This window comes from Levilactobacillus hammesii DSM 16381 (genome assembly GCF_001434395.1).
GTDB lineage: Bacteria > Bacillota > Bacilli > Lactobacillales > Lactobacillaceae > Levilactobacillus > Levilactobacillus hammesii.
In genome coordinates this window covers 147104-172985 of the sequence record NZ_AZFS01000059.1, presented here as the reverse complement: position 1 = coordinate 172985, position 25882 = coordinate 147104, and the positions used below count along the sequence as shown (strand labels likewise).

Genomic DNA, 25882 nt, shown 5'->3' with positions numbered 1-25882 from the left:
CGTGATTACGGTAAATGCAGTGAGCATTGGACTGGCAGATTTTTCGCTGGTCTTTTGGTTCGTTTATTTTCAGTATTATTGGTTTCCACACCTGCATGTGAAAAATAACTTTCTGCTATTCTGTGCGGTGATGGCGCTAGGATTTACGACGATAGATCTGCTCAATCCCTTTACGGCCACAAGTACGTTGTTGGGCATGCTGCCAATCATCGTCCTGTTAATCAGTGAAATCGGGTTCTTGGCGGTGCAAAATAACTGGCAGTATTTGCCCGCGTTCATTGACGTGTCAATTTTGGCTTACTTACTGACCGAGTTTGTGGATATGTCGGTCATTGCGGGGACGATTCGTCTGACCAGTGTGACCTTTGCCGCTAGTGTCTGGGGAACCCTCACAGAGCTCACCATTGATTCTGTGATTTTTGCGATGGTGGCAATGGGAATCTTGCTGACACGTGCGCCTATGGAAAATTTAATTCATGCCATGCAGGGGCGGTCCTCAGAGTACCTCTTCTTGATCTTTATGACGGTACTGGGATTGGTCTATATTTTATTCGAATACTCTCTACAGAGTCTAGCAGATTCCGATCATTACTTGATCTTTTTGGCAGGGATCTCAGGAACACTGGTGATTGGCCTGACCCTAAGCACTTATATGCTGATGCAGACCCATTTACAAGAAGAACATACGCAACTGCAAACCCAACAACAAGAATTTCGCGAACAGTATACAACAGAACTGAACCGTCAGCTGGCGACCGTGCGAAAGTTCAGTCATGACTATCAAAATATGCTGTTGGGGCTGGGGGGCTATTTGGAAGATAAGGATTACGAGGGTTTTCGACAGTTATACATCGATATTCGGTCGGGGTGGGCGACTAGTAATGCCGCCGAGCTGACGATTGATGACTTGTCGACCATTCCTAGTCCGGGCCTGCGTTATGGCCTTTATCATAACTACCTCATGGCGCGTGAACAGGGGGTGCAGCTCTTTGTTAAAGTGCCCGCGCCGCTGACGTCAACGGTTGCCGTGCTCAAAGAGATGGCGGTGCTGGTAGATAAAACGTTGCCACCTATTCTCCCGGAAATTAGTCGGGTAAAGCCGCCGATGATTACGTTGGAATTAACCGAGACGCCGCAATTGTTACGATTGTCGCTAACTTTTCCGGTGCCACCAGATGCCCAGGTGGATAGTAAACACCGGATCATGACCAGTCAGGGACAGCTAGACTTCTCAAAGCTACAACGCTCACTGCCACAGATGGCCACGAGTACGCTGAAGGTCAAATTGCACTGGGGTCAACTCATTGTGGCCTTACCGAAGGGGTAGTTCAACCATTGGAAGTTTCACAAAGTTTGTTTGATGAAACAATTAACTAAAAAGTAATCTAATGAATAAGCGTCATTCTGAAAACGCTTGCAATTCTACAGCCATCTGATATACTGGGACATGTAATACCAATCAATCTTTCAGAGAAGCCCGAATAATTCGGCAGTTTGACGGGTTCTCGACTTTGTGAAAGTGGCTCTTATAGTAAATATTAGAGTTACCTTTACAAGCTGAGCTGATTCCTAGAATTGGCGCGGTGAGGTTGCTCAATACTACATATTGAGATTATGGCTAAGCTGAGTGAACGGCGTTTTCCTGACTACAAACTCGAGGATGTTGTGTATACTCAATGATGCTAGTGGGACCGGAGTTGGTTGCTCCGGTTTTTTTGTGTAGAGCGTGAGTCAAGACGGTTAGGTTCTGAGCATTAGGGAGTTAAGGGGCCTCTGTTCGGCTATGCCGGGCAGGGGTCACTTAACTTTCTAAGCGCAGGAACCTGTCTTGGCGAACGCGTTTCGGAGGCCGCCAATTCCGCAAGTTCAGCTGCGAGGCAAATCAAGATTTTTGCGTCAATATAGTTTTTCTCAGCGAGTTCCCTATTTTGCTAAGCGGAAGAATCTGGCTTGCGTAACGCGTTTCAGTAGCCGCAAGTTTCGACTGCCTAGCGGTGAAGAACCGATCCAATCACTGAGCAATCAGAACTGGAACGAGCCAGTGTTTGTTGGAATTAAGCGCAGGAACCTGTCTTGGCGAACGCGTTTCGGAGGCTGCCAGTTTCGCAAGCTCAGCCGCGAGGGCAAATCAAAATTCTTACGTCAATATAGTTTTTCTCAGTGAGTTTCTTATTTTACTAAGCGGAAGAATCTGGCTTGTGTAACGCGTTTTAGCAGCCACACGCGCAAAGGAAAACAAACAAAAACGTAGCGTAACACCGGCCGCACCCGGTACTACGCTACGTTTTTGCTTTATCAAACTAATTTAAGTTGACTACTCCCCAAATCAATAAGATGGCTAACATCCCCGCGAGAATGATTAGGGCTAGTTTTTGTTGCCAGCGCATCAAATCCCCCCTAGTCATATCAACTGACCACAGTATAACCGAATTGAATGGTTAACAACCACAATCGTCCTTATCGTAGAAAAATTGACGATTAGGAGACTTTATGGTCGTACAAGAGCTAATTCCCAGAGAAATGGTCAAAATCGTCCGGTACAGGGGCCGTTACGGTGGTTAGAGCATCATTTAGGGTAAATGGTTGAGGAAAGACTAAACGCCAGCAGTGAAGCCGTAAGCGGTCATGGCTGGCTGGGCCGTACAGGGGATCGCCGATTAAGGGATGTCCAGCGGCAGCAAGATGCACGCGCAGCTGATGGGTACGCCCGGTTTCCAGCCACAGTTTAACCAAAGTTGCCCCAGGTCGGTGATCAATGGCTTCATAATGGGTTACAGCGGATTGGGGATGAAGGCCATCCACGCGCCGTTTTCGCCGATCATCGGGATCACGACCAATGGGGGCGGTGAAGGTGCCACTACCGTGAAGCGTCCCGTGGACCCAAGCGAGGTAGGTTCGCTGGACGCGCTTATCCGCAATGTGGCGCACCATGATCGGCACCACAGCGGGGGTCTTGGTCATCATCAGCGCGCCGGTCGTTTCCTGGTCCAACCGGCTTAAAATATAAGGACCGGGCTGGTCATCACCAAGGTAGGCAGCGACGTGATTCAAGGTGGTACCGCGCTCACCAGGTTGATTGGGATGGGTCTTACTGCCACGGGTCTTGTTAATGATCAGGAGATCGGCCGTTTCATAGAGAACCGCCACGGTTGCGGCACTGTCCGGGTCGACATTGGGGAAGGGTTCCACGAAGTCGGCGGGTAAAAAGGTCAGCTGGACAGTTTCTCCAGCCATAACCAACTGGTTCATTGCGCGATAGCTGCCGTTGACCAGGACGCGCTGACTGATTCGCAGGTCGTGAATGAGATGCTTGGGAATGAGCCAGGCAGACAGCAATTGTCGCAGGGGGGTGGCTGGTGTATCGGCTGGTAGGGTCATGGTATAACGCCAGTGCATGGGTGAACTCCTTTCCGCAAGTTAAGGATCAGTGAAAAATGAAGCCAGATAAAATGACCCACCGCAATAACGGCAGGCCATCTTAAAAATGAACTTATTTCGTAATTTCGGGTTTAACGATCAACACGTCACAGATAGCGGAACGGCTGACGTAGTTGGTTACGGAGCCGACCATTAAGCGTTCAACGGCAGTCAACCCAGTGGAACCAATCACGATTAACTCGGAGCCGTGGTCTGCGGGGAACTCCCGTGCAATAACAGGCTTAGGATTCCCAAAACGCACGTGAATGCTGACATCGGGAACACCGGCGTTGATTGCTTGTTGTTTCAAGCTTTCCAACCGATCCTGGACGTCTTGAGAGAGCTTGTAGATCACGTCACCGCTCACAGCGCCACCATAAGTATCGCTGAATTGGTTAACTTCGAGGACGTTTAAGATATCAAGATGTGTTTGGTTACGTTTAGCGACTTCAATTGCTTTTTCTAAAACTGGTTGGGTTGCCTTAGAACCGTCAACGGGAACCAGAATGTTCTTGTATTGTTGTAACATATAGAATGCCACCCCTTCACGAGACATGTTGATACTTTACCTATACTATATCATTTATTGGCGAATGTGTAAGCACTTAATTGCACGCCCCGCGGTGAAAGGACGTGAAAAAGCCGTAATTAAGGGGGTTGCTGGATTGCAAAAAAATCTGCCGCTCACAAGTGAAAATACGTGGTATTGACTCGCTGTGAGGCTGATTGTGGTAAGGGCACGTTAGTCAGGAGGAATTTGCGTGCTGGGAATCACCATCAAGGCAGTCGCAGTCACGTTAAATCGCTGATTCATGAGGGTGTCAATCTGGCGGGTCAGGTCGTAAATGGTGGCAGCGGTCATCAGAGGATCGACGGCCACCGTGACGCTGACCATGATCAGGTTGCCGTCGTAATAGGCTTTGAGAAAAACAACGGACCGGACATCGGGAAAGGCGGCCACTTGCTGGCGGTACTGGGACTCCAGTTGTGGATCAAAGTAGTCAACGAGATTGAGACTGCTGGTGCGAAAGATTTTCACGCCGGTATACAGGATATAACTGCCCAGGATGAGACTGGCGAGGCCATCGAGCCAAGTGGCGCGCAGCCAGGCAATACTTAGGATCGTTAAAATGGTGACAGCGCTGGTCAGGGCATCCGTCAGGGAGTCACGCGCAGCCGCGTCCAAGGCCGTGTTGGTGAGAACCTTGGCCCAGTGGCGATTAGAGAGCCACAGGTACGTTAACAACAGGCTAGAAATCAGGGCACCTAGTGTGGCCGTGCCTTGTTGGAGGTGGTAGGTTGGCTGTTGCATGAGGATACGAATCGCTTTGTAGATGATATCCGCAGCAATGATGACCATTACCAAGCCGGCAATCAACGTGTAGATGGTCTCGAAGCGAAAGCGGGATTGCTGAATTCTGGGCCCCAAGTGTGTCTGCTCCTCTTTAGAAATGGGGGCGCCCCAGAGATCATCATCCTTGGTTTTGGCCGCGATATACAGGCCGGTCATGAGCAAGCCAGTTGAGAAGACGCCCGAAAAGTTGTTAAAGGCATCGGCCTGGAGGAGTTGTGAATGAGCGAGTTGGGCACAGATGAACTCGATGAGAAAAAGGATCAGGTAGACCGTTATGTTTTCCCATAAATGTTGGTGTGCACGGCGCAAGTTAACGACCGTTTTCTGCTGAATCTGATCCCAGGGGGAATGGATGGTTGGCATGGCTGGTCATCTCCGTAAATTATGCTGAAATTGGCCTTAGTATCGGTCACGAGCAGAAGAAAGGCCACCAGAAGTGCCTAGTTACGCTGATGACATAATAAAATAAATATGAGGACATAAGATTACGGGCTGAGTTTACCGTTTTTTCTGAAGACGACCGGGCCCTGCGGCAATATTAAAACCTTTATAAACGCTGTTATGACAGTGTTTAGCCGGTTGGCAGCCAGGACAGTTCAGTGTATAGTGACGAGTAATAACGCAACAGAAAGTGGGGACTTGACCATTATGGACAGAGACACAGGAACATTGAAAGAACGTTACAGTCTACTGGGGTTGTTTTTGGCTGCGGTTGTGGGGTTAGGCCTCTTACGGTTGCAGGGGCCGACAGCAACACTGGCCTTCCATCGCTATCTTGTGGGGGACTTTCGGCTTGCTAACTTGTCGGCCGTGGGACTGCTATTGATTCTCTTGCCAGGTGTGCTGCTGTGGCCGCTGATCGGATCACTCGCCGCACGCGGTACGGGTGCCGTACGCGCTTGGAAAAATGTCGTGGTAGTCAGTGGATGGCACATCTTGTATGGTGTCGTTATTTTACAAGGGTTGGGGTGGTTGGCACCGTTACCGACCCCTTCTGCACAGACGGTTTACACCGCGTTAGCGGCATCATTGGCGGGCGCTTTTCTGAACGCGGGTTGGGGACTTTGTTTTTGGCTTGTCACCATTGGACTCGTGCAGCTACGCCTGGCAATCACACATCCGAAGTGGGCCTGTTGGTGTCCCTTGAGCATCGTGCCACTGTTACCCGTCGTGGTCGGGTTATCAACCGTCTCACCAGTGCGATTAACCCCCGCAATCCTGGCAGTGATTGCAGTAGCGCCGGTGGTCATTGTTCTGGCCGTGGGCGGTGTCTTTGGCATCATAGTCAGCTACGTGGATCACATGAGTCGCCGGAAAAATGAGCAGCAAAAAACCGCCACATCGGTGTGATGTGACGGTTCGTTTTTGACAACTTAACGGTTAAGCTTACTTCAGGCTTGAAGAAGTTAACGTCAAGTTCGTCCAGAAGTTACCGTTAGCAGCGCTCACATTGTAACCCTTGACCCGCTTGTTAACTGGACTCCAGTTGTAACTGAATGAACCGGGTGCGACGGCAGCCTGTTCGTTCATGTATTCTTGCCATTGCTTGAAGGCCTTAGTCCGGTACTTGTCGTTCCAGGCCTTGTTGTTGTTCAAGTTAGCCATTAATTGCGTGTTCTTCTTGGAAACGAAGTGACCCATGTTGTAGGTGGCATCTTCACCGTAGAGTTGCGTAGGGGTAGGTTCACTAGATAAGCCCCAGGCAGCGGCGTAGACGTCGATCTTGTTTTGCTTAGGTGCTTGCAACGTGGAGTAGAAGCTGTTCATTTCCATGGTCTTACCACCAGTGAATTGCACGTTTAAGCCGATCTTGTGCCATTGTTGCAGGTAATCTTGGTATTCAGCAGCTTGGGCAGAAGTCCCCGTCATGGTACCGAAGTGGATGGTTAACTTCTTGCCATTAGGATCGGAACGCCACTTGCTACCGTCACGCTTCTTGTAACCGGCGTCGTCCAGTAACTTGTTGGCTTTCTTGATATTCAGGGGGTAACCCTTGGCTGAAGCATCCCAGTACTTGTTAAAGATTGGTGGAATCAAGGTGTTGGCACGCCAAGTAATCCCGTTCCCGAACTTCTTGTTGATAGCATCGAGGTTCAAGGCGTACATCATGGCTTGACGCAAGCTCTTGTTGGCCATCTTGCTGTTCTTGTCCATGACGTTCTTTTGGGTCTTCGTGTCGTAGTGACCGACGTTAAAGCCAAAGTAGTCGTAAGACAGGGCTGGTTGACCCACAATCTGGTAGTTCTTGACGTTCTTCAACTGTTTGTAGTCGGTACCATGCATAACACTGTTAGGAACCGTGAAGTCGTACTTGTTCGATTGGATAGCCTTATCAATGTTGTTGGAAGAAACCACGTTGATCGTGATGTGCTTGATCTGTGGTGTCTTGCCGTAGTAGTACTTGTTAGGGGACCAAGTCGTAGATTCACCTTCGACCACCTTATCCAGCTTGTAAGGACCCGTGAAGAGAGGGTTCTTCCGAACTTGCGTGGAGGAAGCTAACTTAGCGATTGGCACGTTCTTGATGTACTCGTAAGGTTCAACGGATGCCCAGATGAATGAGTTCCCCAAGTATTGCATGGCAGGGGTGACTTTAGTTAAATGAATCACAGCAGTCCGGCCTTTTTGCCCATCGGGGAAGGTGATCCCGGAGATGGTCTTGGCACTACCCGTATGGTAGGCAGCCATCCCCTTGATGTTGTTGAAGTCGGCAGAGTATTGTTGTGAAGTCGTCTTCTTGTTGGCAATCACTTCGTAAGGATATTCGATATCCTTGGCGGTAACGGCGCTACCGTTTGACCACTTAGCGTCTTTCCGCAGGGTGATTGTGACGGTCTTGGCCTTCCGGTTGATCGTTTGGTTAGCCAAGCCACCCTTGACGATCTTGAAGTTCTTATCCGTGTGGAACAGGCCGTTGGTGTTACCAGGTTGGTCAGCACCAGGTGAGAAGACGTCGGCGTCTTCCTGATTAGTGGATAATACGGGATCAGCAATCCCTTGGAATGGCGAGTCGTTTGGTTCGGCAAGCTTTAATGTACTGTTCTTCGTTGCGGTCTTATCAGTGGCCTTCGTGTTGTTGTATGACGCCTTCAACTGAACGGAAGCACCACTGGTTCCGCTCTTGGAACTGGATGAACTTTTGCTGGAACATGCCGCAAGGCTAACGGTTGCGAGAACCGCCATTGCGGACAAGGCGAGCTTTTTCTTATCCATACTATGTTTCCCCCTTGATTTTTAAATCCTCTGTGAGACAGGCGGGCAATTCTCCTCAGGATCACTCGTCATTACGCTGGGTTGAAAGGTACTGCTTGAGTGGGCACCATCTCCTCAAATGACTGACGGTTTTAATGACTAGTTGATAGAACCTTGTCGTTGCGAAGCATCCGCGGCACGACGCAGGACTTGACCAACGTAGCTGATTGATAAACACAAAACGATGATTTCTAGCGCCGCTGGCAACCACGTCCACCAGTATTGGGTGATGTTGTTGGGGTCGTTGGCGTTGGCAATCATGGTCCCTAGGGAAGGCGTCTGGCTTGGCAGCCCGAAGCCCAGGTAGGAGAGCCCCGTTTCAACCCCGATGTTTTCGGCGAAGGAAAGGGTACAGTCAACGATGATTAACGACGAAATGTTGGGCATGATTTCTCTAAAAATAATCTTCCAATGACTGGTTCCGGAAGCTTTAGAGGCGGCAACATAGTCCTTTTCCGACTCGGCCAAGGTTCGTGACCGAATCAACCGTGACGTTCCTTCCCAGTAGAAGATGGAGAAGATGAACGTCAGCGTGACGGAGTTGTAATGGGGAATGATGGTGACCAGAACGATGATCATCATGGTCATGGGTAACATCATCATGAAGTCATAGATCCGTTGCATTCCCCAGTCGATGTAACCGTTGAAGTATCCAGAAATGAGTCCCCAACAGATCCCAAACGTGGATGAAATGACGGTCAAACCAATGGCAATCCCAATAGAATTCCGGGACCCGACAATTAACTGCTTGGCGACCGAGCGTCCCGCAGAATCGGCCCCTAGCCAATAATCCGCGGTGAACGGCTGGTTGAAGTACCCCATGATGTTAGTCTCCATCATCTTAGGGGTATTGATGAATAGGGCCCCAATCATGACGAAGAGAATGAAACTGACAATGATAATGAGCGCTGCCATGGCGGGCTTATCCGCCTTGAATTCACTCCAGATAATCTTGGCCGTGGAAGGTGTGGCTTCCGCCTGTGCTTCCTGAGTCAGCCGGGCTAAATCAGCCGCGGAAATGTCTGAGTGTTGTTCGAAATTTTCTGCCATTCTGTTTTAGCCTCCTTTACTGGATTCGAATTCGTGGATCGACAATGCTGAGAATAATATCCGATAATAATGTCCCAATCAGGTTTAAGATCCCATAAATCAGGACCAAAGCGGTGATGACGGTGTAGTCCCGGTAGCTGATGGAGTTCACGAAGAGCAAACCCATCCCGGGGTAAGAGAAGACCGTTTCGGTAAAGATTGAACCGTTTAACAGACCGGTAATGGAGTAACCGGCGAAAGCGGCGATGGGGAGTAAGGAGTTCCGGAAGATGTGATGCCGGTAGATGTCCTTACTTGGCACCCCTTTGGACCGTGCCGTCCGAACGTAGTCGGAATGCTTGGAATCGATGACTTCGGAACGCAGGTATTGCACGATGTTCACAGTTCCGAATAAGGCACCGAGCAGACCGGGTAACAGAATATGGTAGAAACGCGACCCGAGGGTATGTAGCCATCCTGTAGCGTCCGAGGATATTGACCCGGTTGTGGGGAACCACCCCAAGACGTAACCGAAGATCCAAATCCCGATCACTAAGATCACGAAGAAGGGGATGCAGTAGGTGACGTAGGTGTAGACCCGAATGACGGTGTCGGGAAGCTTGCCTTCATGGCGACCGGCGTAGACACCCATGGGTAAGGCGAAGACGTAGGTCAGGATCATGGTAAACAAGGCCAGCCATAAGGTATTGGCGGCCCGACCACCAATCAACCGTGTAACGGGTTCCTGGTATTGATAACTGTTTCCGAGGTTACCGTGGAACAAGTGAACGACCCAGTTCCAATACTGTTGGTACCAAGGGTCATATAAACCATTGATTTTCATTAAATGATGAATCTGTGCGGGGTCCGCCTTTGGGTTGATGGAGCCGGTAAATGGGTCACCGGGCATCGCCTTTGCCAAGAGGAAGACCAGGATACTTAGGATAATGACTTCGGGAATCATGATTAGGAAACGCCGTAGAATCGTTTTCCACATTAGGCCTGCACCTCTCCTTCCTGACGAGCGAGCTGTTGTGCAACGTTTTGGGGTAAGGCAACGGCGTGCGTGGGGGTGACTTGAACCAGTGGGTAGGCTTCACCCTGTTCGTCGTAGTACTTACTCTGTTGTTCGCGATAGACTTCCTCAACGGCCAGACGTGAGGCACGGTGCGCTTCACGAGAGTTCACGTTAGTTTCGGGAATGGCGGCGAGCAACCGCTTGGTGTAGATGTGTAGGGGATGATTGTAAATATCGTCCCGGGTCCCGATCTCGACTAAGCGTCCCCGGTTCATGATGGCAATGTTGTTGCACATGTGCCGGACAACCCCCAAGTCATGGGAAATGAATAGGTAGGAAATGCCGAATTCACGTTGAATTTTCTTCATGAAGTTCAGTACTTGTGCTTGAACGGAAAGATCCAAAGCGGAGACGGGTTCATCAGCGATAATCAATTTGGGATTCGTCGCTACCGCTCTGGCAACGCCAATCCGTTGTCGCTGCCCACCGGAGAATTGGTGAGGGTATTTGTACAGCGCATCAGCATCTAGTCCAACGATATTTAAGAGCTGCAAAACCCGCAATTTTTCATCGTCTTTGCTGAGGTTTTCAAAGTTGCGGAGGGGTTCAGCGATGATATCTTCAATCCGCTTTCTGGGGTTTAGACTAGAGAGGGAATCTTGGAAGATCATTTGAACATCGTGGTTATAGTCCAACTTGCGCCGATTTTCCGCCTTGGTAATATCGAGACCCTTGTACATAATGGAACCACTTGTGACCTTTTCCAGGCCGACCACAGATTTACCAGTGGTCGACTTACCGGATCCCGATTCGCCCACGAGTCCGTAAGTTTCACCGGCTTCAATATCGAAGCTGACGCCATCCACGGCACGGACAGAATCGGTTACGCGGTTCCAGAAGCCGGAACGAATCGGGTAGTGAACTTTGAGATCTTTGATTTCGATTAGACTCATACCGTCACGCTCCCTTGTTCATCTGGAAATTTGAAATGCTTGTAGCAGGTGCAGCGGACTTCATGGCCCGGTGCCACCTCATGCATGGTGGGGTGTTCTTCGTGAGCCTCGGCTGGCACCCAGGGAATCCGGGGCGCAAACCGATCACCCGTGGCCGGCATCTTCTGTAAGGAAGGCACGTTCCCCTGAATGACGTAAAGATCATCATTTTCGTTGTCTCGTTGTGGCATGGACCGTAACAAGGAACGCGTGTAGGGATGCTCGGGGGTGTTGAAGACCTGTTCAACGGAGCCTTGTTCCACAATTTGGCCGGCATACATTACCGCGACTCGGTCGGCTGTTTCGGCCACAACCCCTAAATCATGAGTAATCAGGATGATGCCAGCGTGATTTTCCTTCTGGATATCACGGAGGACGTCTAGAATCTGTGCTTGAATGGTGACATCTAGCGCCGTGGTGGGCTCATCGGCAATGATGAGGTCGGGTTTGCAGGCAATCGCGATGGCGATGATGACCCGTTGGCGCATCCCTCCGGAAAGCTCATGTGGAAATTGCCGAGCGGTTCGTTGGGGATTGACGATCCCAACCTGGTCGAGTAGCTCAAGCACGTGTTTGTGTTTATCCTCGGCCGATAAATCCGTATGGTAATCCATGACTTCACTAATCTGATCCTCAATCCGCTTTAAGGGATTCAGGGCGGACAGGGGATCCTGGAAGATCATGCCAATTTTGGCCCCGCGGAACTGATTGTAGCCATTTTCATCTAATTTAAGGAGGTCGGTGCCTTCGAAATCTACTTCGCCGGAAATTTTAGTCTCTGCCGGATCATGAAGTCCCATGATGGTCGTAGCTAGGGTACTTTTACCACAGCCTGATTCACCAACGATGGCGAGAATTTCGTCGTGTTGGACCTGGAGGTTAATGTGGGAGATGGCGTCATAGTATTGGCCGTCGATCTTGAAAGCCGTGCTGACGTCCTTGATGTTTAGAAAGTTTGATGCGGTTTCCACGGAAATCCCTCCCAATGTTCTCATCTACCTCTCATTTGTAGATGAAGCCTTATGAATAAACGGATTTGTATATTCAATCTGCTTGCGAACAATAATTGTTTTTGATTATAGTTAATCAAATTCTCATTTACAACCCCTTGATTCTTAAAACTAATCATAATTTCTTCATAAAATCCTCATAAACTTTGTTATATCAATCTTCGCAGATATTGAATAAAATGATAAAAAATTTAACTTGAAAGTATTAAGTTGGTCAATTTGCTTGCTAAACCAATAATTAACAGACGCAATGTATACAAACATCTGGAAAGTTATGCATGTATATTCCAGATGAGAATATTCTAAGGGCTTCCATTAGATTCGCCTGTTTCTTCCTAAATTGTGGTATGATACCAGTATTGATTACAGACTTTTTGAAAGCGATGGCTAGACGATGAGATTAGACTTTTCCGTTGCCGTTCACAGCTTGCTCTACCTGGACGAGAATCGTCCTCGTAAAATAGCGAGCCGGGAACTGGCAACGTCACTACAACTAAATGCGGTGATGATCCGCAACATACTCTCCGTGCTGCACAAGCAGGGCTACATTGAGGGTTCCGTTGGGAAAAATGGCGGGTACCAATTAATTCGGAGCCTGGATGAGATCAACGTGGGGGAACTCTACGACCTGACAATTCCCCCAACCATTAGCTACGCACGGTTCATCACCGGTGACTCCAAGGGCACCAAGGATACGGATGCGACCGATATTTCGGCTAATATTTCGCAGACGTTGACGGATCTTTTTACGTTGGCTGATGAAGATTATCGTAAGTTTTATCATCAATTTACGATGACCGATCTGAAGCAAGATCTGCATGGTCACGGTTATTTTCGGCGCTTAATCAGCGACTAGATTAGTGAGCTAAATGCTACTAAACTTTAGTTAGTGGCGTTATAATAAAGGTATAAAATCGAATGGTGACTAAGGCCATCATTAATAACAGTCATAACCGCCAGGGGTGAACTCTGACGGGGGCTGGATCCACGCTATTGCAGCGTGGATCTTTTTTTGCCTGAGTTTTGTCACTCTGAGGACGGCTATTGGGCAGAGCGTCATAGTGTTGAGGAAAATAGGGGATGGCGTTTAGTTGAAAGTGAAGTCAATAACCGAATGGTGATTTTTCAATGGCGTTTTCACGGGACTCACGCGTACGGTCTGTAGCTACGCCGTTTAGCGTGGCATCACCGTTTGGCGGCCCTGATTGTGGGGCAATTTGCACACTCTTTTCCATTATATTGGTGCTAAATTGTAATCGGTTCCAATGCGTGCTATGATTTACCGTAACCGGGGTCGTTACCCGGCGATTGGTTAATTCGAAAGGGGTTTTTGAGTTATGTATTGGTATGCCATGAAGTCACATGATATTCGTCACAACTTAGCAACCGAACAGTACTTAATGAACAATAAGAAGTTCGATGAACCACTCGTTTTGTTCTACTACGAAGGGCCTTGCATCATCGTGGGTCGGAACCAAAACACGTTGGAAGAGATTAATCAAAAATACGTGGAAGAAAATGACATCACGGTCACCCGTCGGTTATCGGGTGGTGGCGCTGTCTATCAAGATCTCGGCAACCTTTGCTTTAGCTTCGTGGTTGATAGCGACAGCGAAGAGTTTGGCGATTTCAAGTCTTTCGTTCAACCCATAGTCGATGCTTTGCATGCCATGGGGGCTAAATCCGTCGAAGTTTCTGGGCGGAACGACATCTTAGTTGACGGTAAGAAGTTCTCCGGCAACGCGATGTATTCTCACAGTGGCAAGACGTTCTCCCACGGGACGTTGATGCTGGATGTGGATCAAGACGTGATTGCACATGCGTTAAACGTGCCAGAAGACAAGATGAAGTCCAAGGGCATTAAGTCGGTTCGTTCCCGGGTGACGAATCTGAAACCTTACTTGGCACCAGAGTATCAAAACTTGACGGTTCCCGAATTTAGAGACACCTTGTTAAAGGAATTGTTCCACGTGGATAATTTGGACGCCATTGCCGACAAGGAAGTTCAGATTGCCGATAGCGAACAAGCAGCCATTGATCAGATCTTTAATGACTACTACGCTAACTGGGACTGGGTTTACGGAAATTCTCCAGAATTCACGGTCAAGAAGCGGCAACACTTCACGGCTGGGACGATCGACGCCCGGTTATTAGTTGATGGCGGGAAGATCGAAAACATTAAGTTCTATGGCGACTTCTTCGGGCCGAGCGATGCGACCGAATTGGCGGATAAATTGAAGGGCGTCCGGTACGATCGGGAGCACGTTGGCGCTGTTTTGAATAGTGTTAACACCCAGTTATACTTCAATGGCATTGAGACGCAGGACGTCTTGGATCTATTGGTCGATTAATTCTCGCCTAAGAATTGGTGGAATTGCTGATTTTATAGGCCAGATACGTTAAAATAGAAATTGAAATTGACGAAAACGTGGTCGATTGGGGCCACGTTTTTAATTACTTTGAAATTATTGAGGAGTTTAATTCTAAATGAAAGATCGTAACGTGATTGCCTGGGCCATCATTTCGCTGTTTGGCTTCCTGGTTATTAATTTCCTGATGTCGCGCTCGTTTGTGGGTTTAGCAACGTCCATGAGTGAATTCTGGCGGTCCTCCGCTTTGGCAGTTGGCCTCTATGTCATTACCATCGTCTTGGCGGCGCTAGATTGGCGGCCATCGTTTTACTTGATGGGTCTAGTCATTGCGATGTATTCATTGTCGCTCATTAGCGTGTTGATTACGATGTGGGGCTACAACCACGCATCCTTGATGGTACGCGTATTGATGTCAGTCGGCAGTATCGCGGTCATGGTGGCCAATGCATATTGGCTCGTGCTCGCGTTACGATTGCGGAAGGACGAACGAGACAAGCGTGACCGGAAAAGATTCGGGCATTAAAACGAGGTGGGTAAATGAAGCGAGAAGTACAGACATTTATTGACGCAGTAGCGGATGATCAATTGGAACATTTCACGGCGGAGACCACGCAGGCCAAGTTTTTTGCTGACCCGGATGGGACCATGGCGCCATTGGCAGCTTTTATTCGTCAGCAGATCGGCGCGGATAAGTTGGCCCAAGCTGAGTTGAAGCTAACTGACACGGAAGCTTCCGTGCGGTTGGAAATGAGTGTGATCAACTTACCTTTACAGGATACGAAGACGATTGGTAAGATCATGGAGACCAACGAAGAACGCGACCTAAACGTCTACGCGGTGATTGAAACGCCGGATATCAACGCTTCCGGGCTGCGGATTGATGCGTTGGCACCGGCCACGACCTATGTGGATCAGGCTGAGATAGCCGATCAAAGTCTTCACGATTGGTTAGGTCTGCAGATTGAGAAGCTTCAAGCTGCCGAGACGAATAAAGAAGAAACCGATGTTAAAAAGAAATAACCTTGCGCTCGGACAATCGCTGTGGTAGTATTATTCCTATGCGATGAGTCGAGAAATCACGCGTTCCTTGCTTGCAAGGGGCGTCCGCGCAAGCGGCTAGGTGAATTTGTCAGCAGGGCACATATGTCACCGTATTGTGACGTGTCTGATTTTGAGGGAATGTGGATTCCGAGATAAATCCATTCGTTTCGGCGAATGCTGTGGTAAAAACGTCTGTTTCGTCCCTTTGGGATGAAGCGGGCGTTTTTTGTTTTTTAACTAATTGCGGATAGTTTAAACAGTAAAATAATAATTAGAAGCATAAAAGGCAATTTCACTGAATGTAAACGCATACTATTAACCATATTAACGAAAGTGTGGCATCTTTTTGCATTATTTTAATGTTATAGTTTATATATACTAAAAACTAATGGAAAAGAAGGAGAAAATCATTTATGGGATGGCTCAAATGCCTGTTGATCGTTGCGATAACGTTAGGAATTGGTGTGCTGGGGGACACGCGTCAATCAAATTATAGCGCCCATCAGTGGCTGGGGACGACGGTCGTAGCCCAAGCCAGTCAGACTGCTGATTGCGGCCAGGACCTTGAGACGGCAGTGTTACCCACCAAGCACGCTGTTCGCAAGCCCGTTCGGGGCAAGACATCTATCCGCCGGTATGAGGCCGTCAACTTAACGAAAGTCGTGGTCGCTTATCAACAGGGCATCGTCATCTCGACAACGGGGCGGGTTCACGCCCATGGTCATGTACATGCGGTTCCCGCAAGGTAAGTTGGGAGATTGCCGACAGCAAGACCGGCCGTTAGTGGTCAAGGGTCATTGAATTTAGCAAGTGCCAAGCTGTTACTGTCGACAGCTTTTTTTGCGTTAAAGCCCCGTTGTTCCCAATAGCGAATCATTATATACTAGCCTCAGAGGGGCGATGACCTATGGGAAAGAATACCAAGCAACAGCTTTCGGATGCACTCGTGACCCAGCTTCAGCGGACGCCGGTTGATAAGATTACAATTAAATCGATCGTCGATGCCTGCGACCTTACGCGGCAAACCTTTTACAATCATTTCAGTGATATTTACGAGTTGGTCGAGTGGACGGCCCGTGAAGCAACGGCGGAATCGCTTAAAAATGTTGCGGATTATGACAATTGGCAGCATGGCTTTTATAATGTGATGATGACCATTAAGGCCAATCGTTATTTGGTGGAGAATACCTACCAGTCAGCGTACCGTGACCTGCTGGAAAAGTATATCTATACCGTCCTGTATCAATACATATTGGCCGTCGTGGAGCGGCAAGCGGTGGGGATGCACGTGGCCCAAAACCACAAGGATTTCATCGCGCACTTTTATAGTTTGGCCTTCATTGCCCTGATCTTTGAGTGGGTGAAGGATGGCCTTAAGGACGACCCGGCGGACATCGTGGAACAGACGGGGGTCCTGGTGCAAGGGGACTTTCAAAAGGCCCTGCATAAGTATGCCGAATAAATTAGGCCCCCAAACTTTACAGAAATGGCGAGCTGTCAAAACTTTGACAACCCGCTTTTTTTGTCAATTGTATCCCCGATAGACCGGTCGTATCGTTAGAGATGAGCAAGAAATCCAAAACGAAGAAGGTCATCTCCATGAATATCTATCAGACGATGTACCATCCCTTAAAGCCGGCCGGAATTGACGATCGGCGCGCCAGTATTGTTGGTGGCGGGATTGCAGGTTTGGCAACAGCTGTATTTTTGATTGACGATGCCCAGATGCCGGCGCGCAACATCACAATCTATGAGAAGAAACCCGTGATGGGCGGTTCGATGGATGGAACTAAGAGTAGCCAAGGTTACCTGTGTCGGGCCGAACGGGAATTGGAACCCTACATGGAATGTCTGTGGTACCTCTGCAGCAAGATTCCGTCATTGGAAAATCCGGGGCGGACGGTCTTGGACGATGTGGTTGACTTTAATCGTGATGAACCGATCCATAGTGAGGCGCGGGTGATTGTCAACCAGGGCGAAATCGACAGCCACTATCATGACTACAAGATGAAGCCGGAGTATGCGGCAACCATGCAGAAGATCATCAATTCTACGGAAGAAGAGCTGGCCGATAAACGATTGGATGAGTTCTTTGATCCGGATTTCTTTAAGACGAACTTTTGGACGTGTTTTCACAGTCAATTGGCGTTCAAACACTACCACAGTGCCATTGAATGCCGGCGTTACTGGCAACGGTTTACCTTCATTGCCCGTCACGAATACTTAGAGGGCTTTGTTCATACTAAATACAACGAATATGATGCCATTATCTTGCCGATTGAACGCTGGCTGATTGATCAGGGCGTTCATTTCGAGAATAACTTTACCGTGACCGATCTTGGTTTTTCGGATGCCAACAATACAGTTAATGAGATTGTGGCGACGCGGGCGGGCGTGCCGGCGAACGTGCACGTGAACCGCCAAGATTTAGTCTTCGTCACGACCGGATCTATCAGTGAAAACAGTACTTTTGGCGATAATCAGACGGTGGCACCAACGAATCGCGATACCGAAGACATGGGAACCTTTACGATTTGGCAAAATCTTGCGAAAAAGGATGCCAAGTTCGGCCATCCCGAGAAGTTCTTGGGCCAGATCGACAAGACCAAGTGGATTTCATTCTTCCCAACGGTTAAGGGCTATCCCGAGTTCTTCAAACGCATTGAGGAGCTGTCAGGGAGTCCGGCCGGCACCGGTGGTCTGATGACCTTCAGGGATTCTAACTGGGACCTGTCGTTCGAAATTCACCACAAGCCATTCTTCCCGTATCAGGCGGATGATGAAGAAGTCGGCTGGGGCTATGGCCTGTATGGTGAAAACGAAGGGAACTACATTAAGAAACGGATGTGGGACTGTACCGGTGATGAGATCTTGACGGAACTCCTCTATCACTTGGGTATGTTGGATATTAAGGATGAGGTCTTAGCCCACACCTACATGTCCACGGCGATGATGCCTTACTGTACCAGTCAATTCATGCCGCGGCGGGCCGGTGACCGGCCGCTGGGTGTACCGGCTGGTTGCACAAACCTGGGTCTGTTGGGACAGTTTGTGGAGATTGATGATGACGTTGTCTTCACGGTAGAAACTTCCGTCCGGACTGGGCTGGAAGCCGTCTACAAACTGCTTGATTTCGACAAGAAGCCACTGGAAGTCAACCCCTCGCGTTACGACATCCGGTACCTCTTAGAACGGATCAAACGGTTCCAAGGCATCCACGGTGATGTGACGGTGGCGGATCTGCCGCAGATCGACCCGGCGGCATTACCCGCATTGACAACCAAGCTGTTAAAGGTAGTCAACGCTGTACCCCCGTACTACCAGATGTATCTTGGCCGTGACCAGACGATCCCCCAAAAGGCCGCGGTGTTGCACCCCAAGGCACCACATAGCAAATAAACCCTTTACCCCCGTAGATCCTGTGTGGTGTTAGCGGAAAGGCTGCCAGTTGGCGGCCTTTTTGCGTTGGTGTTTTGGTCAATGACCATTTCAAAAGGATTGACAGATAAGGACGACCAATCTCCGCCGTGTGTGCAGTATACGGGAGCCATCGTAGCTTGGCTAGCCCCCTAAAACAAGCCAGATTATAAAAACGACGCTGGCGACTGACAGCATCCTCTTTCAAATAATGAAAAGAATTTTTCAGGTTGCTAGACCGCTAAAGGGTGTGCCGCCACACCATGTAAGGCCTTATTTACGCCGCCTATAAACCGTTATGCTATTCTAAAACTATCACAAGTTTTTGAGGGGGATTTTTCAATGAACAAAGGACGTGTGGAGGCCTTCACAGACGCCGTTATTGCCATCGCCTTGACCATCATGGACGCCTGAGGAGCCCACTTTTACGGCGCTGATGGCCAATTGGAGCTACCTGGTGGCGTACCTGATCAGTTTTCTCTTTATTGGGGTGGCTTGGTACAATCACCATTACATGTTTAGCCTGACCAAGCGCGTCACCAAGCAGATTTACTGGGTTAATAATTTCTGGATTCTGACCATGAGCATGCTCCCGGTCTCCACGGCCTGGGCTGGGCGTTTCATCAACGATGTTCAGCCAGAGCTCTTTTACTTCATTATTTTTACGTTGTGGGCCTGGGCCTATGCGGCACTGTCCTACACCATCATGCGGGCTAATCGCGACGACCATCCCGAAATCGCCCAGAAGATTCGGCGGATGTCGGTCTATCGGATGCACGCCAGCGTGTGGTTTTGGCTGATTTGGGCCGGCGTTGTGGCGCTGATTTTCTACTGGCCACCCGTGTCGTTGGTCTTTACGCTGATCGAATTAATTATGATGGCTATTTTGACGCCAGCCGATAGTGATCGGTTGTTTTCGTAAAATCGTGTTATCCTAAAATTATCAAGTTTTTTGGAGGCGTTTCATGCAAGATGAGTTGTTTAATATTCCCTTAGTTGTGTACTGGGGATGGCTGGTGCCCCTGTTTTTCGGCGCCGTCTTTTTTACCTGCTACGCCATTGAGAAGCGTCGGCTGAGCAACGGTATTTGGTTTTCGCTCTTTTTCTACAGTACGATGGTGATGCTGGCAATCTCGATTATTGGTTTGGGGAATAAGTTACTCTTCGGGTTTAGCCTGATTATTTTTATTGGGGTCATCCTACTAATTGGACTGGCCTTTGCGCTCCAAGCGTTCCTCCTCTTGTGGAATGCGTGGATCGTCTGGCGCCGCGAGAGTCACACGCTGGCCAACATGCTGACGTTGTTCTTAGGACTTGCGATCCTGCTGGCGCCGTTTATCGTGCGGTTAACCTCGCTGTATCTTCCCGTTCCGGTGGCCACGTTCATTAATCTATTTCCGGGCATGGTCATTTTTTACATCTTCTTTTGGTTCTACAATTATTTAACGATGCTGGTGATTTATCAATTTAACCACCCGCGCTACCGCCAGGATTATTTGATTGTGCTGGGTGCCGGCTTGCTAAATGGTAACGAAGTGTCGCCGTTGTTGGGCCAACGGATTGATCGGGCCCTGAAATTCTACCGGAAGCAGTTGCGGAAAATCGGCCAGGGTCCCGTGATCATTTTCTCCGGGGGCCAGGGGGGTGACGAGACGGTGCCCGAGGGTGTTGCCATGCGGCAGTACGCCATTGACCACGGTCTGCCACCGGAGCAGGCGCTCGCCGAAGATCAGTCAAAAACGACCTATGAAAACATGGTCTTTTCGAAGAAGATCATTGATGCGCGGGGAACCGTGAAGCCGGAGATTACCTTCGTGACCAACGGCTACCATACCTTCCGTGCGGGAATGATTGCCCGTAAGGCCGGCGTGCCCGCGAATGGGATTGGCGCCCATACTGCCAAGTTCTTCCTGCCGAATGCCATTATCCGTGAATACATTGCGGTCTTTGTCGGCAACAAGCGGTGGCACGCGGTTGCCATTGGCCTGATGTTTTTGCTAAGTCTGGTCATGGTCTGGGCCGAATATCATTAAATTGCTAAAAATAAAGCAGAAATTTCAAGTGCCCGTAGGCCCTGAAATTTCTGCTTTTAATTTATTCGTCGCGATGTGCTTGGTAACTTGCGAATGCGGCGTAACCCACCGCAATGATCAATAAAGATCCCAAGCCATAAAATAAGATATTCCCTAGTGCTACCATGATTGGTTCCTCCCTCTGCCGATTAACCATAAATATAATATCAAATGGTTAATAAAAGGGAAACCGGTAACGGCCAGTTTGTTAATTTGTAATATTTGCGCGGGCTATTTAACGAGGTAAACGTGGTCTTGGACCAAGTCGATTTGGGTAAAGTGCCGGTTCAGATCGCGCGTGTCCTTATTTTCCAAGAGTTCGGCGTGATTCCAAAAGTCCTCGGAGCCAGTGGCCCCATGAGGTTCACCGATGACCACGAAGTCCACGTCCTTGTGGGTGGCACGGATGGCTTGGAGAAGATCCCAATCCAATGATAAGCCATCCGGTGACCACGACATCACCACGACACCGACGTCATCCTGGTATTTTTGCCAGGCGTCGACAGCTGCTAGGGGTTCGATTGCGGTTAGGGGATGCCGGCCCGTCTCATTTTCACTGGTCCAGGCCTGACTATCCGTGGCGTAGACCGTCTTGTGGGCATCACGCAGACCCTTTGAGATGTAGCCATTACCGGCCATGACCTCTAGGACGGCGCGGTCGCCCACAAATTTCGCGAGATCGGTCACAAAGGGGGCGGAGGTATAGGCCCACATGCCATAGTGATTTTCCAAATAGTCCCGGAATGATCGTAAGTCGTGATCCAGATCGGGCAGCGCGTCGGTTAAGGTGTTCCAGAGTTTATCGCCAGTGGCGTCACCCGCGGGATACTGCTCGCCCAGCTTCTTGAAGATCTGGTCCTGCACGTTATCGGGGAGCTGGAGAAGGGGCACCTGTTGCGGCAGGTCTCCCGCCGCGAGCATCCGGTCGGCTAGAAGCACGTTACTAATCAGAATTTTAACGGCTGGAAAGTCATTGAACTGATGGTAGTAGTCCGTCATGCGGGCGATGTAGGCTGTTTTGCGTTGTGATAGGGGTTGGTGCCGAACTTTTTTCTTGAGTTGACGGAGTTTTTTAGGATTCACGAGAAAGGTCCTTTCTGTCCTGAAATTTTTAGGGAATGCTGACAATGAAAAAGCCGACCGGCAAGAACCGGCCGACTCATTAACGTTAATGGTCGTCTAAGTGCAGATCCAATTCTTCTTGTTGATTGGTGTCCTGCTGCGCCACCCGGTTCTCCCGGCCGTGCAGGTAGCCATCGATCAGTTGGTAAATTTCGTAGCGGTCACGGCCGCTTAACAGCTCACGGTTAAAGCTGAGTTGCTTGCCGGATAGGAACAACCGGCCGAGATCATACTCGTCGCGCTCCGCTTTACCTGTGAGGTAGTCCATGGTGACGTCGAAGTATTCCGCCAGCTTGCGGACCTCGATAAAGGAAGGGGTACGGATGCCCCGTTCCCAGTTACCAATTTGTGAGGCGGTATTGGGATGATCATCCGGCCCCACGGACTGTTGTTCGTTTAAGGCCGTTGCCAATTGTTCCAATGTAATGTGTTGACCGCGCCGTAAAGCCCGAAGTCGTTCAGAAAACATTCAACTCACCCGTTTCTTTCGATAGTCGTTACCCTTAGTATACCACTTAGCGTTGTTTTTAACCGAAAGTAGACTATTTCACCAGTGAATCGGTTAGCCGCATGAATTCTGCGACGTCGCGTTTGATTAATTTAACCCCGTCCAGCCAGAAATCAGGCTTGGTTAGGTCAACGCCGAGGTGCTTACGGGCCAAGTCTTCCGTGGACATGTTGGCCGTATCGCGAAGTAGGGCGATGTAGCGGTCCTCAAAGTTCCCCTCCTGCTGGGCCTTGGCGTAGATGCCGAGGCTAAAGAGGTAGCCGAAGACATAGGGGAAGTTGTAGAAGGACAGGTCGTTGATGTAGAAGTGGAGCTTGCTGGCCCAGAGGTGTGGCGAATAGGTGGAAAGGTCATGACCAAAGGCTTCCTTCTGGGCGTTTAGCATCAGTTCGTTCAGCTCGGCTGGTGTGACCAGCTTTTGTTGCCGTAGCTGGTAGAAATGAGTTTCGAAGAGGAAGCGGGCGCGGATATTGAGGAACATCGCCAGCGGATTATCCATCTTGGCGTTGAGGAGGGTGATCTTCTCGGCGTCCGTTTTGGCTGCCCGGACGTTGGCGTCGGCCACGATCAGTTCGCCGAAGGTCGAGGCCGTTTCCGCCACGTTCATGGCGTAGCCTCGCCGGAAGTAGGGCAAATCTTCCATTACGCTGGAGTGAAAGGCGTGCCCCAATTCGTGAGCCAGCGTCGAAACATCGTTGGGGGAACCAGTGAACGTCATAAAGATCCGTGATTCGTGGGTCTCCGGTGCACTTTCCATCCAGCCACCCGGCGCCTTACCCGCACGGTCTTCGGCCTCAATCCAGTGATGCTCAAAGGCGTGTTGGGCGAGTGCCGCCATCTTGGGTGAAAATTCACCGTAGTGCTTGATAATAAAGGCCGCTGCTTCATCATACGTGAAGTGGTGAAGCTGACTTCCCGGTAGATTCAGGGGCGCTTCCACGTCCTGCCAGCCGGCGTGCTTCTTGCCCAGCAAGGCTGCCTTACGATCGAGGTAGTCGAGCAAAAATTGCTTGTGATCATCGACGACTTGCCAGATGGTGTTCAACGTTTCGGCGCTTAACCGATTGTCCTTCAACGGTTGTTTTAGAAAATCAGTAGTCCCGTGAGCAGCGTACTCGGTTAACCGGAAGCCGGCCAAATGATTCAATGTATCGGCGAAGAGCTGTTCCTTATCCGTCCAGGCTTGTTCCCACGCAGGTAAGAGGTCGGCCCGGTACTGCGGGTCGGCGTTGCCCAGTAGGTTGTTGTCGGCCTGCCCTGCAGATAACGTGGTGGGGTGACCCTCCGCGTCGTGAAACGGGACGGTGACGGTCGCCACGAGGGAATCATAGTGGGAGCTCCAGGCGGATTTGCCATCCAGATCGAGGCGACTGATGAGGGCCTCCGTCTTGTCATCGAGCAGGGACTTGCCATCGTCGCGCATCTCCTGCAGGTTAAAGGCCAGGGGTTGAAGTTCCGGTTGTGTCAGCATTGCCGTGAAATTGGCGTCGGGAACCTGAACCAGGACCTTCTTGAGCTTGCCGCTGACGTTCTCCGACTGGGTTTCCAGGTCGCGGAGTTGGGCCTCCATGGGGGCAACGTCGGGATTGTTAAAGTCAGCGGATCCCACGGCGGAGATAAAGAGACCAGCCTGGCCGATGCCGGCTTCAATGCCTTGTAATTGATTGATGAGTTTGATGAACTGCTGATACTGCGGGGCGTCACTAGCCGCATCCCAGCGGTCCAGAAGATCGCCGAGACCCGCAATGGCGGTCTTGATCTGCGTGAGCTTCGTTTTTAATTGGGCGGAGTTGATGCCGCCACTAAAGAGTGAGTCGAGATCCCAATTCAATGAATATTTCATAAGCAGGCCCTCCTAGGCAGTCAAACGCACCTTGCTGCGGCACTTGGCGGTAGCCGCCTTCATCTCCGGCAACTAGCAGGCACCCTATGAGGCAGACCTGAAGCCTGAGAAGCGGTCTTCAGGGCAACTTTGAACCTCGAAGACCGTGAGTTTCAAAGTTGGCCAGTGGACTAAGCCGGGGAAAGACCCCGACTAAGACCACTAACACAGGGTGTCAGCTAGTTGCCTCCGATTCGGCGGCCACCGCCAGTGTTCCAACTGCTCTACAGTTATCAAGCCAGGGTTGGCCTGATTGTCGCCATGAGTTAAGGATTATGGAGACGACTATTAAATTAACCATTAACGTTGCAGCAAGGTTGTGCCTATTATAGCAAATTTCGTATTGATTGCGCTGGCAGAAAGAACTCCGTATACTAACGGAAGAGAGAAATAGCCCCGTCACCTTGAGGGGCCTGAGAATTGGGAGGCAACAACCGTGAGTAAACGAAAAAAATGGGGGTTCATCAGCCTGGGCGTCATCGTCGTGCTGATTGTGGGCGGCCTGTTGGGCGCGAGCCTGTATTTCTATAACATGACCGTCGCTAGTGGTAAGAAGGACTTCGTGGCAACGGGAACCACGCTTAAAAAGAGTGATCCCCTGTACAGCCAGAAGAAATGGTACCAGGATGTGCCCAAGCAGCGCTGGACCGAAAAGGCCGCTGGCGCCGATTTGAAATTGGTGGCGGACTATATTCCCGCGGAGAAGGCCACGCGAAGAACGGTCGTCTTAGTCCATGGTTTTGGGTCCAACAAGGAAGCCATGGGGGGCTATGCCGCTATGTTCCATCGACTGGGCTATAATACATTGATTCCCGATACTCGGGGACAGGGCCAAAGCCAGGGCAAGGTGATTAGCTATGGTTACTACGAGAGCAAGGACTATTTGAAGTGGGTTAATCAGGTCATTGCCAAACAGGGGCAGCACGCGCAGGTCGTCTTGTTCGGGGTCTCCATGGGGGGCGCCACGACCATGATGACGAGTGGCTTGAAGACCCCCAGCCAGCTGAAAGCCTACATTGAAGATTGTGGGTATACCGATGCCGAATCCGAGATCACGTATCAGGCCAAGCAGATGTACAATCTGCCTTACTGGCCACTGGTACCCTTGACGAGTGCCGTAACCAAGGCCAAAGCCGGCTTCTATTTCAAGGATGCTAACGCCTTAGCTGCCGTTAAGAAGAACCATAAGCCAATGTTATTTATTCATGGCGGCGCGGATACCTTTGTGCCGACGCGGATGGTCTATCAGGTCTACCGTGCTGACAACGGACCGAAGCAGTTGTTAGTGGTGCCGGGCGCTAAGCACGCGGCAGCGCTGTCGCACAATCCAACGTTGTATGAACATAAGGTCAAGGCTTTCTTAGCGGAATATCTACCAGAATAACGTTGTCAATGA

Annotated in this window: 23 protein-coding genes; 12 read left to right on the top strand and 11 right to left on the bottom strand. The window is 50.0% G+C overall.

Features of this window, described 5'->3' with window-relative positions; all coding sequences use genetic code 11:
- Position 1 precedes the first annotated feature (1 nt).
- Positions 2 to 1327 carry a hypothetical protein gene (locus tag FD28_RS07460; protein WP_057734164.1) on the top strand — a complete coding sequence of 442 codons (1326 nt, stop codon included), beginning with the start codon at positions 2 to 4 and terminating at the stop codon, positions 1325 to 1327.
- A gap of 1178 nt (positions 1328 to 2505) precedes the next feature.
- On the opposite strand, the gene FD28_RS07455 is transcribed toward FD28_RS07460, so the two are convergent.
- The 3 genes from FD28_RS07455 to FD28_RS07445 all read right to left on the bottom strand — a co-directional run bounded on the left by FD28_RS07455 (position 2506) and on the right by FD28_RS07445 (position 5134).
- A complete protein-coding gene (locus tag FD28_RS07455) occupies positions 2506 to 3396 on the bottom strand; it encodes an RluA family pseudouridine synthase (protein WP_057734162.1) in 891 nt (296 codons plus the stop codon).
- 94 nt (positions 3397 to 3490) lie between these two features.
- Positions 3491 to 3946, bottom strand: a complete 456-nt coding sequence (locus FD28_RS07450) for a universal stress protein (protein ID WP_057734160.1) — start codon at positions 3944 to 3946, stop codon at positions 3491 to 3493.
- Positions 3947 to 4159: 213 nt separating this feature from the next.
- Complete coding sequence (locus tag FD28_RS07445; RefSeq protein ID WP_057734158.1) at positions 4160 to 5134, bottom strand: cation diffusion facilitator family transporter; 975 nt, start codon at positions 5132 to 5134, stop codon at positions 4160 to 4162.
- Positions 5135 to 5419: 285 nt separating this feature from the next.
- Here FD28_RS07445 and FD28_RS07440 point away from each other — a divergent pair, with 285 nt between their 5' ends.
- A complete protein-coding gene (locus FD28_RS07440; RefSeq protein ID WP_157059868.1) occupies positions 5420 to 6121 on the top strand; it encodes a hypothetical protein in 702 nt (233 codons plus the stop codon).
- A 36-nt stretch (positions 6122 to 6157) separates the two neighbouring features.
- Here the strand turns inward: FD28_RS07440 and FD28_RS07435 are convergent, their stop codons facing one another.
- The 5 genes from FD28_RS07435 to FD28_RS07415 all read right to left on the bottom strand — a co-directional run bounded on the left by FD28_RS07435 (position 6158) and on the right by FD28_RS07415 (position 12057).
- Positions 6158 to 7984, bottom strand: a complete 1827-nt coding sequence (locus FD28_RS07435; RefSeq protein WP_057734154.1) for an oligopeptide ABC transporter substrate-binding protein — start codon at positions 7982 to 7984, stop codon at positions 6158 to 6160.
- A gap of 138 nt (positions 7985 to 8122) precedes the next feature.
- Positions 8123 to 9073 (bottom strand): ABC transporter permease, encoded by a 951-nt coding sequence (locus FD28_RS07430; protein WP_057734152.1) that lies wholly within the window; start codon positions 9071 to 9073, stop codon positions 8123 to 8125.
- Between the two features lie 16 nt (positions 9074 to 9089).
- A complete protein-coding gene (locus FD28_RS07425; protein ID WP_057734151.1) occupies positions 9090 to 10049 on the bottom strand; it encodes an ABC transporter permease in 960 nt (319 codons plus the stop codon).
- Positions 10049 to 11023, bottom strand: coding sequence for an ATP-binding cassette domain-containing protein (locus FD28_RS07420; RefSeq protein ID WP_057734148.1), 975 nt, complete (start codon positions 11021 to 11023; stop codon positions 10049 to 10051). The genes FD28_RS07425 and FD28_RS07420 overlap by 1 nt, the downstream gene beginning before the upstream one ends.
- Positions 11020 to 12057, bottom strand: coding sequence for an ABC transporter ATP-binding protein (locus FD28_RS07415; RefSeq protein WP_057734147.1), 1038 nt, complete (start codon positions 12055 to 12057; stop codon positions 11020 to 11022). The genes FD28_RS07420 and FD28_RS07415 overlap by 4 nt, the downstream gene beginning before the upstream one ends.
- A gap of 409 nt (positions 12058 to 12466) precedes the next feature.
- Between FD28_RS07415 and FD28_RS07410 the strand changes: the two genes are divergently transcribed.
- The 9 genes from FD28_RS07410 (at position 12467) to FD28_RS07370 (ending at position 20935) form a co-directional block, all read left to right on the top strand.
- Positions 12467 to 12928, top strand: coding sequence for an RrF2 family transcriptional regulator (locus FD28_RS07410; protein WP_057734145.1), 462 nt, complete (start codon positions 12467 to 12469; stop codon positions 12926 to 12928).
- A gap of 481 nt (positions 12929 to 13409) precedes the next feature.
- Entirely contained in the window at positions 13410 to 14423 is a 1014-nt protein-coding gene (locus FD28_RS07405) for a lipoate--protein ligase (protein ID WP_057734142.1), read from the top strand.
- A 136-nt stretch (positions 14424 to 14559) separates the two neighbouring features.
- Positions 14560 to 14967, top strand: coding sequence for a hypothetical protein (locus FD28_RS07400; protein ID WP_057734139.1), 408 nt, complete (start codon positions 14560 to 14562; stop codon positions 14965 to 14967).
- A 14-nt stretch (positions 14968 to 14981) separates the two neighbouring features.
- A complete protein-coding gene (locus FD28_RS07395; RefSeq protein ID WP_057734137.1) occupies positions 14982 to 15464 on the top strand; it encodes a hypothetical protein in 483 nt (160 codons plus the stop codon).
- A 434-nt stretch (positions 15465 to 15898) separates the two neighbouring features.
- Positions 15899 to 16234 (top strand): hypothetical protein, encoded by a 336-nt coding sequence (locus FD28_RS07390; RefSeq protein ID WP_057734136.1) that lies wholly within the window; start codon positions 15899 to 15901, stop codon positions 16232 to 16234.
- Between the two features lie 158 nt (positions 16235 to 16392).
- A complete protein-coding gene (locus FD28_RS07385) occupies positions 16393 to 16947 on the top strand; it encodes a TetR/AcrR family transcriptional regulator (RefSeq protein WP_057734134.1) in 555 nt (184 codons plus the stop codon).
- Positions 16948 to 17048: 101 nt separating this feature from the next.
- Positions 17049 to 18884, top strand: coding sequence for an oleate hydratase (locus FD28_RS07380; protein ID WP_235806870.1), 1836 nt, complete (start codon positions 17049 to 17051; stop codon positions 18882 to 18884).
- Between the two features lie 454 nt (positions 18885 to 19338).
- Positions 19339 to 19824, top strand: a complete 486-nt coding sequence (locus tag FD28_RS07375) for a TMEM175 family protein (protein ID WP_083478145.1) — start codon at positions 19339 to 19341, stop codon at positions 19822 to 19824.
- A gap of 43 nt (positions 19825 to 19867) precedes the next feature.
- Positions 19868 to 20935 (top strand): ElyC/SanA/YdcF family protein, encoded by a 1068-nt coding sequence (locus tag FD28_RS07370; RefSeq protein ID WP_057734130.1) that lies wholly within the window; start codon positions 19868 to 19870, stop codon positions 20933 to 20935.
- Positions 20936 to 21205: 270 nt separating this feature from the next.
- On the opposite strand, the gene FD28_RS07365 is transcribed toward FD28_RS07370, so the two are convergent.
- From FD28_RS07365 to FD28_RS07355, 3 genes are all read right to left on the bottom strand, one after another.
- On the bottom strand, positions 21206 to 22057 hold the full coding sequence (locus tag FD28_RS07365) for a hypothetical protein (protein WP_057734128.1): 852 nt from the start codon (positions 22055 to 22057) through the stop codon (positions 21206 to 21208).
- Positions 22058 to 22142: 85 nt separating this feature from the next.
- Positions 22143 to 22565: a helix-turn-helix domain-containing protein gene (locus tag FD28_RS07360; RefSeq protein WP_057734126.1), complete on the bottom strand. Its 423-nt coding sequence runs from the start codon at positions 22563 to 22565 to the stop codon at positions 22143 to 22145.
- A gap of 73 nt (positions 22566 to 22638) precedes the next feature.
- On the bottom strand, positions 22639 to 24447 hold the full coding sequence (locus FD28_RS07355; RefSeq protein ID WP_057734123.1) for a M3 family oligoendopeptidase: 1809 nt from the start codon (positions 24445 to 24447) through the stop codon (positions 22639 to 22641).
- A 475-nt stretch (positions 24448 to 24922) separates the two neighbouring features.
- Between FD28_RS07355 and FD28_RS07350 the strand changes: the two genes are divergently transcribed.
- Complete coding sequence (locus FD28_RS07350; protein WP_057734121.1) at positions 24923 to 25870, top strand: alpha/beta hydrolase; 948 nt, start codon at positions 24923 to 24925, stop codon at positions 25868 to 25870.
- The last annotated feature ends 12 nt before the right edge of the window (positions 25871 to 25882 follow it).